The following is a 13,533-nucleotide window of genomic DNA, read 5'->3' on the forward strand; positions in this document are numbered from 1 at the left end:
GGCCCCGATGGGCGCCCCCTATTACCTGACCACCGCGATCAGCTATCCCAACGGCAAGCCGCACATCGGCCACGCCTACGAAGCGATCGCCGCCGACGTCATCGCCCGATTCCAGCGGATGCAGGGCCGCGACGTTCGGCTGATCACCGGCACCGACGAGCACGGCCTCAAGATGGCCCAGACGGCGCGCAACGCGGGCCGCGATACGCTCGACTTTGCGACGGAAATGTCGAACCATTTCCGCGAGATGTGCGAACGTCTTGATATCTCGATCGATGCATTCTGCCGCACCACGGAAGAGCGTCACAAAGCCGCGAGCCAGGCGCTGTGGCAGGCGATGGCCGACACCGGCGACCTCTACCTCGACCGCTACGAGGGCTGGTACTCGATCCGCGACGAGGCGTTCTACGACGAGAGCGAACTGACCACGGGGGAAGGGGGGCAACGCCTCTCCCCGCAAGGGACACCGGTCGAATGGAACGTCGAGGAAAGCTGGTTCTTCCGCCTCTCGAAGTACCGCGACTTCCTCATCGAACTCAATGAAACGCCAGGTTTTCTCGAACCGGAAAGCCGCCGCAACGAGGTGCTGAGCTTCCTCAAGGGCAACGAGCTGCGCGACCTTTCGGTCTCGCGCACCAGCTTCGACTGGGGTGTGCCGGTGCCGGGCAGCCCGGGGCACGTGATGTACGTGTGGGTCGATGCCTTGACCACCTATCTCACCGGCATCGGCTTCCCCGATCGCGACGGCGATTTCGCGAAATACTGGCCCGCCAGCCTGCACCTGATCGGCAAGGACATCACCCGTTTTCACACCGTCTACTGGCCGGCCTTCCTCAAGAGTGCCGGCCTGCCGGTGCCGCAGCGGGTGTTCAGCCACGGGTTCCTGCTCCACCGCGGCGAGAAGATGTCGAAGTCGCTGGGCAACGTCGTCGATCCGCTGGAGCTGGCGGACGTGTTCGGGGTCGACCAGCTGCGCTATTTCCTGATGCGCGACGTCTCCTTCGGCAACGACGGCAGCTTCTCGGCAGAAGCGATCGTGACCCGCTGCAACGCGGAACTCGCGAACAGCTTCGGGAACCTTGCGCAGCGGGTTCTTTCCATGATCTTCAAGAACATGGATGGCGAACTTTCGGTGTTTTCGAGAATCGAGGCGGACGACCAGCTCCACGCGCTGGTGCGCAGCGCCTGTGAAACCGAACTACCCCGCGAATTCGAAGCACTGAGCTTTTCCGTCGGAATCGAGGCATGGATGCGCGCCGTGTTCGCGTGCAACCAGTACATCGACGAGCAGGCCCCCTGGACGCTCAAGAAGACCGATCCGGAACGAATGCAGGCGGTGCTGCTTACCCTGTTCATGGCCATCCGCGACCTTGCCATTGCCATCCTGCCAGTAGTGCCAAACAGCGCGGCGAAGGTGCTCGACCAGCTCGGAATTCCGGCGGACGAGCGGACCTATGGCGCGCTTGCCGACACAGCCTGGTACGACCGCCGCGTCGCGACCGGGGACAGGCTGGCACAGCCGGTCGGCGCATTCCCGCGGCTTGAAATGCCCGCCGAGGACGGCGCGGACTGATGCTCATCGATTCGCATTGTCATCTGAATTACAAGGGCTTGGTCGAAGAACAGCAGACCGTGCTCGAACGTGCGCGGGCCCGCGGGGTTAAGGGCTTCCTCAACATCTCGACCCGCCAGCGCGAGTGGGCCGATGTGGTCGGCACGGCACACCGCGAGCCGGACGTCTGGGCCTCGATCGGGATCCACCCGCACGAGGCCGACGCGCATGCCGATCTCGGTGCGGCGGCGCTGCTCGAGGCTGCGGCAGACCCCAGGGTCATCGGGATAGGCGAGACCGGGCTCGACTACTTCTACGATCACTCCGACCGGCAGGTGCAGCGCGACCTGTTCCGCGTCCATATCGGGGTGGCCCGCGAGACCGGGCTGCCGCTGATCGTCCACACCCGCGATGCGGAAGACGACACCGCCGCGATCATGACCGAGGAGATGGGGAAGGGCGCCTTCCCCGCGCTCATCCACTGCTTTACGGCGTCGGCCGGCTTTGCCCGGACCGTGCTGGACCTCGGCCTGACGATCTCGCTGTCGGGCATCGTCACCTTCAAGAACGCGAAGGATCTTCAGGACATCGCCCGCGATCTCCCGGAAGATCGGCTGCTGGTGGAAACCGACGCGCCGTTCCTTGCGCCGGTGCCGCACAGGGGCAAGACCTGCGAGCCGGCGTTCGTGTCCGACACCTGCGCGTTCGTGGCCGGCCTGCGCGGCGTTTCCAGCGAGGAACTGGCTGCGACGACCGGTCGCAACTTCATGCGATTGTTCCAGAAAGCCGCCGGATGAAGCTGGTTATACTCGGCTCGGGCACTTCGACCGGGGTGCCGCGGATTGGCAACGACTGGGGACTGTGCGATCCCCAGGAACCGCGCAACCGCCGGACACGCGCCTCGATCATCGTCGAGGGAAGCTCGGGATCACGGCTGCTGGTCGATACCTCAACGGACCTGCGGCACCAGCTCCTCGCCACCGGAATCGACCGGATCGACGCGGTATTCTGGACCCACGACCATGCTGACCACTGTCACGGCATCGACGACCTGCGGCCTTTCCGCATGGCGCGGTACCATCCGCTGCCAGGTTACGCGGCGAACGAAACCGTGCGCCGCCTGCGCCAGCGCTTCGGCTACATCTTCGCGGGCCAGCATGGCTATCCAACGATCTGCGAACTCGACAACCTCGACCGGGTGCGGATGGTCGGCGGGGTCGGCGTCGGCCACTGCCAGATGCCGCACGGACCTGCGCAATCGACTGCGTTCCGTTTCGAGGATGGCGGTAAATCAATCGGTTATGCGACAGACCTCAGCGAGATTACGGGCGAGATGGTCGCGCTGTTTGACCGAGTCGATATCCTTGTCGTCGATTGCCTGCGCCGCAATCCGCATCCCACGCACGCGCATCTCGCGATGTCGCTCGAACTCATCGAAGCCTGCCGGGCCAAGCGCGGCGTGCTGACACATCTCGACAAGTCGATGGACTATCGTACCTTGTGCGACGAGCTGCCGGGGCACGTCGAACCCGGTTATGACGGGATGGTGATCGAAGCCTGATGGACAGCTGGACGCTCATGTTCCTGGTCTCCGGCCTCGCGTGGCTGGCGCTGGCATTCGGCTCGCTGCGTTCGCATCGGCTGTCGTTCGAGCGGAAGGCGTGGATGGCGGTGAGCTGGGCGATCGTGATCGCCGCGCTCGCTTATGCGCTTGATCGTTTTGCGTGAGGGCCCCCTCGCGGGCTGTCTCGCACTTAACATAATACTTATTATCGTTCCTAGATAGCAGGCCTGATCGCGCCGATGTCCACGCCCTCTTCCGCTCCCCAGACGCAACTCGAGCGACTGCTCGCCATCATGGCGCGGCTGCGCGATCCGGCAAACGGCTGCGAATGGGATCGCGCCCAGACGTTCGAGACGATTGCACCGTACACGATCGAGGAAAGCTACGAAGTCGCCGACGCTATCGCCCGCGGCGACATCGCGGCAATCAAGGACGAGCTTGGCGACCTGCTCTTTCAGGTCGTGTTCCACGCCCGCATTGCCGAGGAAGCCGGCTTGTTCGCGTTCGCCGACGTCGCTGCCGCAATCTCCGGCAAGATGGAGGCGCGCCATCCGCATATCTTCGGCGACGGCGCGCCGGAGGATGAACCACGCGAGGTACGCTGGGAGGCACTCAAGGCCGCCGAACGGACCGCACGCGGCGAAGCGAGCGCGATGGACGGCGTCGCCCTTGCCCTGCCGGCCCTGATGCGCGCGGAAAAGCTCCAGAAGCGCGCGGCGCGCGACGGGTTCGACTGGCCCGATACAGAAGGCCCGAGGAACAAAATATTCGAGGAAATCGAAGAGCTTGAGGGTGCAACCTCAGAAGCAGACGCGGCCGAGGAAGCCGGCGACCTGCTGTTCGCGGTGGTGAATTATCTCCGGGCCCGCAAGATCGCACCCGAAGAGGCTTTGCGCGCCGCCAGCGCCAAGTTCGAACGCCGCTACCGGGCGATGGAAGAGCTTGCGAATAGGGACTTTGCCGGCCTCTCGCTCGATGAGCAGGAAGCATTGTGGCAGGCAGTGAAGCGCTCAGAGGCGGGTGTAACGGCCTAGCTCGCGCGGCGTCAGGCGGACTTTCAGGTAGGAGACCGGCAGCCCGGCCTCGTCCTCGCCCGGAACCTCGTCGATCACGTCGCCGTGCGCATGGAGCCAGGCGAGGCGCTGGCCATCGGTCACCGGTACGGTCAGCGCATGGACCCTGGCCTCGCCGGTGAGGATTTCGCCGATCCGGTCAAGCAGTTCGCCGACCCCTTCCCCGGTCACTGCCGAGATCGGCACCGCAGGAACGGCCGAAACCTTCGCGTCGATCAGTGCCCGGCGGGTGTCGCGCTCCTCAGGCGAGAGCAGGTCCCACTTGTTCCACGCCTCGATGATCGGGACCGATGCGCCGCCTTCCGGATCGATCACGCCCAGGTCTGCGAGCACGCCTTCGACTTCCAGCTTCTGCGCCGAGGTCGACGGGTTCGCGATGTCGCGGACGTGGACGATGACGTCGGCTGCGATGACCTCCTCCAGCGTCGCCCGGAACGCGGCGACGAGCTGGGTCGGCAGGTCGGAGATGAACCCCACCGTGTCCGACAGGATCGCCTTGTCGACGGCCGGGAGGCGAATCGCCCGCATTGTCGGGTCGAGCGTGGCGAACAGCAGGTCTTCGGCCATCACCCCCGCCCCGGTCAGGCGGTTGAACAGCGTCGACTTGCCCGCGTTGGTGTAGCCGACCAGCGCGACGATCGGCCACGGTGCGCGCTGGCGCCGCTCGCGGTGGAGCCCGCGGGTGCGGCGGACTTGCTCGAGTTCGCGGCGCAGGCGCCCCATGCGGTCGCGGATCATCCGCCGGTCGGCCTCGATCTGGGTCTCGCCCGGCCCGCCGAGGAAGCCGAAGCCGCCGCGCTGGCGTTCGAGGTGGGTCCAGCTGCGCACGAGGCGGCTTGCCTGGTAATCGAGGTGGGCGAGTTCCACCTGGAGCCGCCCTTCCGCGGTCGCGGCGCGCTCGCCGAAGATTTCGAGGATCAGCCCTGTCCGGTCGATGACCTTGCGCTTGAGCTTTTCCTCGAGGTTGCGCTGCTGGATCGCCGTGAGCGAGCCGTCGACGATGACCAGCTCGGCTTCGTTCTGGGTGCAGGCAATGGCGATGTTCTCGATCTGCCCTTCGCCGAACAGAGTGCCGGCGCGGGGCGCGCGGACCGGGATCACCATGGCATCGGCGACGATGATGCCGATCGCCAGGGCCAGGCCCTTCCCCTCTTCCAGGCGCGCCTCGGCATCCTCGCCCAGACCGCCGCCGCGCAGGCGGATGTCGGGCAGGACGACGACGGCGCGCGCGCCCCGGCTGACCTCATTGGCGAGGTCTTCCGGGGAGCGATCGGGCGTGTCGGTACTCAAGGGGTGCCGGGGCGCGTCAGGCGCCCTCCTCGCCGTCCCAGTCGCCGCTGAGATCGACGTGGCCCGCAGGCTGGATCGTCGAAACCGCGTGCTTGTAGGCCAGTTGGACGTAGCCTTCGCGCTCCAGCAGCATGCAGAACAGGTCGTAGGCGGCGACGCGGCCCTGGAGCATCACCCCGTTGACGAGGAACATGGTCACCTGCACACCCGCATCGCGGACGCTGGAGAGGAACACGTCCTGCAGCAGGCGCGGCTTGCGGCCGTTGTCCTCGCCGCCGGGGGCGAAGTGCGCGGTCGAAAGCTGCTGGCCGGGCATGATCGTGCTGATTGCGTGCTTGTAGACCAGCTGAGACTGGCCGTCGCGGCGGAGCAGGATGGAGAAATTGTCGAACCAGGTGACGATGCCCTGCAGCTTGACGCCCTTCACCAGGAACATGGTGACGGGGATCTTGTTCTTGCGCAGCAGGTTGAGGAACTGGTCCTGAAGGTTCTGCCCCTTTCCTCCGGTGGCCTGCACCGGCGGCGGGGTCTCGACGACTTCCGGCTCGGCAGGCTTGGCGCGGGGACGAGCAGAAAGAGTGCGTCCGGTCATTTCACGTGACTCCTTTTTTGTTGGCGGCGCCTTTCCGGCTGTCCGCGATCTGGACCCACGCAAGCGACGCTTTCGTGAATCCGGCTATCGGGGTGAAGTCTATTGCCTATTCTCTCCGCCGTAAACCGCACAAATGCGGCTTCGTTCCGCTGCTATTCGTCGTCCTCGCCGTCGCGTCCGGCCATGCCCAGGAGCTTGAGCTTGCGGTGGAGCGCCGAGCGCTCCATCCCGATGAACGCCGCGGTCTTGGAGATGTTTCCGGAGAAGCGGCGGATCTGGACCTTCAGGTACTCGCGCTCGAAGTTTTCGCGCGCCTCGCGCAGGGGAACGCCCATCAGCGCCGGGCTGCCACTGTCGCCGCCCAACTTGCCCCCGGCGATTTCCGACGGAAGCATGTCAATCTCGATCTGCGACAGGCGGTCGCGGGGGGCGAGGATGATCGTGCGTTCGACCACATTGCGCAGCTGGCGGACGTTTCCCGGCCAGTCGTAGCTTTGCAGCGCGGCCATCGCGTCTGCGTTGACGCGCGGCGGCGTTACCCCCTGCTCGCTCGCATAGCGGGCGAAGAAATGGTCGACGAGCGAAGGAATATCCTCGCGCCGGTCGGCCAGCGAGGGGATCGCCACCGGCACCACGTTGAGCCGGTAGTAGAGGTCCTCCCGGAAGCGGCGCTCCTCGATTTCCTTTTCCAGCGGACGCGAGGTGGAAGACACGACGCGGACATCGACCCGGATTTGCCGATTGCCACCCACCCGGACGAACGACTGCTCGGTCAGCACACGCAGGATCCGTGCCTGGCTGGAGGCGGGCATGTCGGCCACCTCATCAAGGAACAGCGTTCCGCCGTCGGCCAGTTCGAGCAGGCCGGCGCGGACCAGCTTGCCGTCGGCTTCCTCGCCGAACAGCTCCTGTTCGAAGCGTTCTGGGGTAATCCGCGCCGAATTCACGGTGACGAAGGCGTTCTGCGCGCGCGGGCTCCACGAATGGAGCAGGCGCGCGGCGACTTCCTTGCCGGCCCCCGCCGGTCCGGTGATCAGCAGGCGGCTGCCGGTGTTGGCGATGCGCTTCAAGGTCGCGCGGACCGAGTTGATCGCGCTCGAATTGCCGGTGAACTCGTCGGCCATGGCGAAGCCTTCGCGCAGGCGCTGGTTTTCACGGCGGAGGCGCTCGGTCTCGGTCGCGCGCTCGACGAGCAGGAGCAGGCGCTCCGCCTCGAACGGCTTCTCGATGAAATCCATCGCCCCGCGGCTGATCGCGGAAACGGCGGTATCGATGCGGTATCGATGTTGCCGTGGCCGGAGAAGATGATCACCGGCAGTTCCGGCTCGCGCTTCTTGATCTCGTCGAGCACCTCGAGCCCGTCCATCGGGCTGCCGTGAAGCCAGACGTCGAGCAGGACGAGGCTCGGCCGGCGCTCGTCGATCGCGGCCAGCGCGGAAGTGCTGTCGGCGGCCAGGCGGCAGCCATAGCCTTCGTCGCTCAGGACGCCTGCGACCAGCTCGCGAATGTCGCGTTCGTCATCGACGATCAGGATATCGAGTGCCATCGTCAGGTCCTGCTTTTCTGGTTCATTCGGCGGCCTGCGAGCTGCCGGATGTGTGGTGGGCGGCGAGCGGATCGCGGGCGAAGCGCATGGTCACGCGCGTTCCCCCGCCCGGCTCGGCGTTGAAGGCCATCTCTCCGCCATGCTCCTCGACGATCTTGTTGACGATCGCGAGGCCGAGCCCGGTGCCCTTTTCGCGCGTGGTCATGTAGGGTTCGAGGATGCGTTCGCGCTCGGCCGGAAGGCCGATGCCGTTGTCGGTGACGCTGACGGTGACGGAGTCGCGATCGGCGGCGAGCGTCACCGCGATCCGGCCGCGGAAATCGACGTCCTCGGTCTTGGCGCGGGTCTCGATCGCCTCGCAGGCGTTCTTGAGCACGTTGGTCATGGCCTGGCCGAACTGGTGGCGGTCACACTGAATCGGCACCTGCGGTTCGTCGCAGGCGAAGCTGTAGGCGATGTCGGCGTGGGCCACTTCCTGCAGGAACAGCGCCTGGCGGACGAGGTCACTGGCGTCCTCGCTGCGGAACATCGGTTTGGGCAGGCGGGCGAACGAGGAGAACTCGTCGACCATCTTCCTGAGGTCGCCGACCTGGCGGATGATCGTGCTGGTCAGTTCCTCGAACAGCTCGGGATCGGTTTCGATCTGCCGGCCATAGCGCCGCCGCAGCCGCTCGGTGGCGAGCTGGATCGGGGTCAGCGGGTTCTTGATTTCGTGCGCGATGCGGCGGGCGACGTCGGACCATGCGGCGCGGCGCTGGTCGAGCAGCTGGCGGGTGATGTCCTCGAAGGTGATGACGTGGCCGTTGTGGTCGGCGACGATCTTGACCGCGAGGGTCAGGAGTTCGCTGCCCTTGGCGTACTGGACGATGCCGCTGGGGTCTCCCGCCGCGACCAGCTGAGCAAGCTGGGGCGCGACATCGGGGAGGCACTGGCCATAGGGCGCCGCGGTGCCCGGCTCGAACAGCAGCTTGAGCGCCGAGCTGTTGACCAGCAGGATGCGGCCGTCGCGGTCTATAGAGAGAATACCCGCGGTGATCGATTCGACGACCGCCTCGATGAAGGCGCGGCGGCCCTCGATCTCGCTGTTCGCGCTGACCAGGGCCTTGGTCTGCCCTTCGATCTGCGCGGTCATGCGGTTAAAGGCGCGGTTGAGCATGCCGATCTCGTCGGTCCCGCCGGCCTGGGCTACGCGCATGGCAAGGTTGCCGCTGCCGACCGTCCGCGCCGCCGACACGAGGTCGGCCAAGGGCGCGACCTGGCGGTCGGCGATGCGCAGCGCGAACCACACCGCGACGCCGACGAGCAGCAAGCTGATCGTGAACAGCGCGAGGTTGAAGCGCAGCTGGAGCGAGCGTGCGCGCCGGGTCAGCACGTCGTAGGCATCGAGAACTGACTGGGCGCGCTTCCACTGGCTGAGTGCGAGGGCATCGGAATTGCGTGCCGCGTAAAGATAGATCCCGCGGTTGCGGTCGAGCGGGGTGATCGCCTCGATCCGTTCCGCGCTGGCGTTGACCACCACCCCCTCGCCCGAATCGAGCCTTTTGAGCGTTTCGGCGGAAATGCGGTCGCGCTCCTCGGTCTTGCCGGGGTCGACGATTGCGGCGGTGCGCAGCCTGCCATCCGCGCCGCGTTCGACAATCGCGGATTCGTTGAGGCGGCGGCTGACGACCTGGAACGAATAGCCTTCGGCGAACTCCGGGCTCGCGATATCTGCCTGGTCGAGATAGTCGCGCAGGTCCCCGGCCATCGCAACGCTCTCGTTGCCGACATCGCGCAGGTTCTGTTCGTAATAGCCGCGGGCGAGCTTGTTGGCGTTCTCCAGCATGCCCCGCGAATTGTCGGAAAACCAGAACTCGACGCCCGACTGGAACAGCAGCGAGGCGAAGATCACCACCATCAGGGTCGGGATCGCGGCGATCAGCGAGAACAGCCAGACGAGGCGGACGTGCAGCCGCCCATTGCTGCCGACGAGGCTTCGTCCCGCGCGGCGCAGCGCCATGCGCCGCCCGAACAGCACCAGCAGCGCCATCGCCGGAACCAGCGTGCCGACCAGCAAGCTCGCCGTCAGCCGCGCGGGCAGAAGCTGGCCGGCCGCGTTGTGGCTGGTGACCGAGAACCAGCTGACCGCCAGCATGGCCGCCAGCGCCCCGGCAGAGGCCAGCTCGAGCATCAGGAAGAGGTTGGCGCGGCGCGTCTGCACCAGCAACTTGCGCCACCAGCGTGGCGAGCGTCGTGGCTTTACAGATGCTTGTTCTGCCATCGTTGCGCTTCTACAACGCCACTGTTGCAGAAATGCAAGTCCTTTTCGATCAGCCGCGCGGAACCGCGGTGTCGGTGGTTATCGAAAGTTCGGATAGCCGCTTGCGCAAGGTGTTGCGATTGATCCCGAGAAGCTGTGCCGCGCGCAGCTGGTTGCCTCCGGTCGTCGCCAGGGCATGCCGGAACAGCGGGCGCTCGAGCGCCGCCAGCGCGGCGTCGTACAGCTCGCCCGATGCGGGATTGGCCTCGGCCAGCCAGCGCGCGAAGGCGCGGTCGAGTGTGGCCGGGCCCTCGTCGTCCTGCGGAAGCGCGGCCTGCTGGTCCTGTACGAGCAGCGGCTCGATCGTTCCGGCATCAATCGTGTCCTCGCGGGCGAGCAGCGCCACGCGGTACATGAAGTTGCGCAGTTCGCGCACGTTGCCCCGCCAAGGCTGGCGGGCAAGCAGTTCCGCGCCCTCGCTCGACAGGCGCCGCCGGGGCAAACCCTCCGCCGCCGCCTGGGCGAGGAAGTGGCGCGCCAGCGCCTCGATGTCGTCGGCCCGCTCGCGCAGGGCGGGAAGCTCGATCGGCACCACGGCGAGACGGTAATAGAGGTCCTCGCGGAACTGTCCGGCCTCGATCATCGGCATGAGATCGCGGTTGGTCGCGGCCACGATGCGCACGTCGAGCTCGATCTCCTCGCGCCCGCCGACCCGGCGAATCCGGCCCGACTGGAGCGCGCGGAGCAGCCGGGTCTGCGCCTGCATCGGCATGTCGCCGATCTCGTCGAGGAACAGGGTGCCACCCCGCGCCTGCTCGAACTTGCCGACGTTGCGCGCCACCGCGCCGGTGAATGCACCCTTCTCGTGCCCGAACAGCTCGCTCTCGATCAGCTCGGACGGGATCGCCGCAGCGTTGACCGCCACGAACGGCCCGGACGCGCGGTTGCCGAGCTGGTGGATCGCCTCTGCGACCAGCTCCTTGCCGGTGCCGGATTCGCCGAGGATCAGCACGGTCAGGTCGTTGCGGAGCACCCGCGTGATCATCCGGTAGACTGCCTGCATCGGCGCACTGCGTCCGACCAGCGGGAGCCCCTGGGCGACCTGGTCGGCCTCCTCTTCTTCCGCGCCGCTGCCCGAGCCGATGGCCTGGGTCACGGTGCGGACCAGCTCTTCGAGGTCGAACGGCTTGGGGAAGTATTCGAAAGCGCCGGTGTCGCTCGCGCGCACCGCGGTATCGAGCGTGTTCTGGGCCGAGAGGATGATGATCGGCAGCGCCGGAAGCGCCTCGCGTACCCGGCCCAGCGTTTCGATCCCGTCGCCGTCGGTGAGCATGACGTCGGTCAGCAGGATGCGATAGCTGTTTGCGGCAAGCAGGCGGTCGCGCTCGGCAATGGAGTCGCAGCCGTCGACGGTGAACCCTTCCGCCTCCAGCGCGGCGGTGATGACGAGGGCGATCGAGGCGTCGTCCTCGACCAGCAGGACCCGTTTCATGCCGCTTGCCTCCGCTTGGGCCGATCGGTGACCGTGGCGACCGGCAGGTGGACGCGGAAGTGCGTCCAGCCCCCGGCCTCGTCGCGGTCGTGCGTGATCCGCCCGTTCATCTCGCGCACCAGCTTCTGGACCAGCGCGAGGCCGAGCCCCTGCCCGCTCTTCTTGGCGGTGACGAAGGGTTCGAAGATGTGGTCGCGCAGCGCCGGGTCGATGCCCGGTCCGTTGTCGCTGACCCTCAGCTCGATCGGCAGGCGCAGCGGCGCACCGCCGGGGCCGGTGTGGAGCTGGATGCCGCTGGCAAAGCGCGTCCGCACCGCGATCCGAACGTCGTCGCGGCCGATGCAGGCCTCGCGGGCGTTGGTCATCAGGTTGAGCACGACCTGCACCAGCGCGTCGGGGTTGGCCATGACCGGCGGAAGCGACGGATCGAACTCCTCCTCGATCACGAAAGGTTCCGGCTGCGCTGCCGCGACGATCGCGTGGGCGTGGCGCACGGCCTCGTGGAGATTGCTCGGGTGGGCCGGCTCGGCGCTGCGGCGCGAAAGCGACTGCATCTGGTCGATCAGCTTGGCGATCCGGTCAACCTCGGTGGTGATCAAGCCGGTCAGCGCCTTGTCGCCACCTTCGAGCTTGCGGTCGAGCAACTGCGCCGCGCCGCGGATACCAGCGAGCGGGTTCTTGATCTCGTGCGCCAGCACTTCGGGCGCGCGCAGCGCCACCCCTTCTCCGCCGCCCGCGCCCGAGCCGTCGCCGCTCAGCGCCTCGACCCCGACGGTCTCGTGGAACGCGATCATCTGCCAGCCCGGGCAATGGGTCACGGGCGCGATCATGACGTCAAGCCGCCGCGGCGCGCTGAGGCCGATCCGGACCCGCGATCCGCGCGCGAAGACCTGCGCGTCACCTTCGGCCAGGCGCTCGAGGATCAGCGGCTCGTCGAAGGCGAACAGGCGCGAGACCGGGCGGCCGACGAGCTTGCGCGCGCCCTGCCCCAGCAATTGCTCGGCGGCGGGATTGACCGAGGAGACGGTTTGGTCGGGACCAACGACCAACACAGCCAGCGGCAGGCTGGCCACGATCCGCCCGGCGTCTGGCCTCTGCGCGTCAGGCGCCTCGCTCATGCTGCCGCGCGCTGCTCCGGCCGCGCGATCAGCGGGGCGTAGAACCGTTCGAGGCTGTCGAGCACGTCGCGCGCCTCGGGAATGAAGTTTACCTTGTTCCGGAACTCGGCCGATCCCGGCAGGCCCTTGGTGTACCAACCGAGGTGCTTGCGCGCCATGTTGACCCCGGTCATCGACCCATAATGGTCGAGCATGTCACGGTAATGCTCTGTAATCACGTTGTATTGCTCTTCGAGTGAGGGATCGTCCAGCACCACCCCGGTGCGCAGCCAGTGCATCACCTGGCCCAGCAGCCACGGCTTGCCATAGGCCCCGCGTCCGATCATCACCCCGTCCGCGCCGCTCTGATCGAGCGCCGCGGCAACGTCGCCGATCCCGCAGATATCGCCATTGACGATGACCGGGATCGACACCGCGTCCTTGACCCGGCGCACGAAACCCCAGTCGGCACTCCCTTTGTACATCTGGTTGCGGGTGCGGCCATGGACGGTGATCATCTTCGCGCCGAGGTCCTCGGCGATCCGGGCAAGCTCGGGCGCGTTGAGCGAATCGTGGTCCCAGCCCATCCGCATCTTGACCGTCACCGGCACCGACACCGCCTTCACCGTCGCCGCGATCAGCGCGGTGGCGAGCGGGATCTGGCGCATCAGCGCCGAGCCGGCGTCGCCGTTGACGACCTTGCGCACCGGGCAGCCCATGTTGATATCGATGATCGCCGCGCCGCGATCCTCCTGCAACTTGGCCGCCTCGCCCATCTGTTCAGGCTCGCAGCCGACAAGCTGCATCGAGACCGGTTCCTCGATCCGGTCCCACTCGGCTTTCTGGATCGATTGGCGGGTCTCGCGGATCGCGGCCTGGCTGGCGATCATCTCGGTCACGTTGAGGCCCGAACCGAACCGCCGGACCATGCGCCGGAACGGCAGGTCCGACACGCCGGTCATCGGCGCGAGGATCACCGGGGAGTCGATACGGACCGGCCCGATGTCGATCGGAGCCAGCGTGGGCGGGGTGGGAACTGCGGTCATGGAGAGGATGTGCCTAAAAAACAGGCAGCGCTTAGTCCATTG

At 66.7% G+C, this 13,533-nt stretch carries 11 protein-coding genes and 1 pseudogene; 5 read left to right on the forward strand and 7 right to left on the reverse strand.

The annotated features are described in order from the left end of the window. The first annotated feature begins 7 nt into the window (after positions 1–7). From metG to mazG, 5 genes are all read left to right on the forward strand, one after another. Complete coding sequence (metG, locus tag AC3WLD_RS07850; protein WP_492556388.1) at positions 8–1,573, forward strand: methionine--tRNA ligase; 1,566 nt, start codon at positions 8–10, stop codon at positions 1,571–1,573. Next, entirely contained in the window at positions 1,573–2,349 is a 777-nt protein-coding gene (locus AC3WLD_RS07855) for a TatD family hydrolase (RefSeq protein ID WP_492556389.1), read from the forward strand. The genes metG and AC3WLD_RS07855 overlap by 1 nt, the downstream gene beginning before the upstream one ends. Further along, entirely contained in the window at positions 2,346–3,113 is a 768-nt protein-coding gene (locus tag AC3WLD_RS07860; protein WP_492556390.1) for an MBL fold metallo-hydrolase, read from the forward strand. The genes AC3WLD_RS07855 and AC3WLD_RS07860 overlap by 4 nt, the downstream gene beginning before the upstream one ends. Continuing rightward, positions 3,113–3,280, forward strand: a complete 168-nt coding sequence (locus AC3WLD_RS07865) for a hypothetical protein (protein ID WP_492556391.1) — start codon at positions 3,113–3,115, stop codon at positions 3,278–3,280. The genes AC3WLD_RS07860 and AC3WLD_RS07865 overlap by 1 nt, the downstream gene beginning before the upstream one ends. Before the next feature lie 75 nt (positions 3,281–3,355). After that, the gene (gene mazG / locus AC3WLD_RS07870) at positions 3,356–4,150 is read left to right on the forward strand and encodes a nucleoside triphosphate pyrophosphohydrolase (RefSeq protein ID WP_492556392.1); all 795 of its coding nucleotides are present in this window, start codon (positions 3,356–3,358) and stop codon (positions 4,148–4,150) included. Here the strand turns inward: mazG and hflX are convergent. The 7 genes and pseudogenes from hflX to dusB all read right to left on the reverse strand — a co-directional run bounded on the left by hflX (position 4,127) and on the right by dusB (position 13,491). After that, the gene (gene hflX, locus AC3WLD_RS07875) at positions 4,127–5,479 is read right to left on the reverse strand and encodes a GTPase HflX (RefSeq protein WP_492556393.1); all 1,353 of its coding nucleotides are present in this window, start codon (positions 5,477–5,479) and stop codon (positions 4,127–4,129) included. The two genes, mazG and hflX, sit on opposite strands and share 24 nt — an antisense overlap. 16 nt (positions 5,480–5,495) lie before the next feature. Next, positions 5,496–6,071 carry an RNA chaperone Hfq gene (hfq, locus tag AC3WLD_RS07880; protein ID WP_492556394.1) on the reverse strand — a complete coding sequence of 192 codons (576 nt, stop codon included), beginning with the start codon at positions 6,069–6,071 and terminating at the stop codon, positions 5,496–5,498. 152 nt (positions 6,072–6,223) lie between these two features. Continuing rightward, positions 6,224–7,617: pseudogene (ntrX, locus tag AC3WLD_RS07885) on the reverse strand (nitrogen assimilation response regulator NtrX). A 22-nt stretch (positions 7,618–7,639) separates the two neighbouring features. Next, complete coding sequence (locus AC3WLD_RS07890; protein ID WP_492556395.1) at positions 7,640–9,877, reverse strand: sensor histidine kinase; 2,238 nt, start codon at positions 9,875–9,877, stop codon at positions 7,640–7,642. A gap of 49 nt (positions 9,878–9,926) precedes the next feature. Further along, a complete protein-coding gene (locus AC3WLD_RS07895; protein ID WP_492556396.1) occupies positions 9,927–11,348 on the reverse strand; it encodes a sigma-54-dependent transcriptional regulator in 1,422 nt (473 codons plus the stop codon). Beyond that, entirely contained in the window at positions 11,345–12,466 is a 1,122-nt protein-coding gene (locus AC3WLD_RS07900) for a two-component system sensor histidine kinase NtrB (protein ID WP_492556397.1), read from the reverse strand. Before AC3WLD_RS07900 ends, AC3WLD_RS07895 begins: the two co-directional genes overlap by 4 nt. Then, positions 12,463–13,491 carry a tRNA dihydrouridine synthase DusB gene (dusB, locus tag AC3WLD_RS07905; protein WP_492556398.1) on the reverse strand — a complete coding sequence of 343 codons (1,029 nt, stop codon included), beginning with the start codon at positions 13,489–13,491 and terminating at the stop codon, positions 12,463–12,465. The genes AC3WLD_RS07900 and dusB overlap by 4 nt, the downstream gene beginning before the upstream one ends. Positions 13,492–13,533: the final 42 nt, after the last annotated feature.

This window comes from Novosphingobium sp. FW305-C-111, assembly GCF_058783565.1.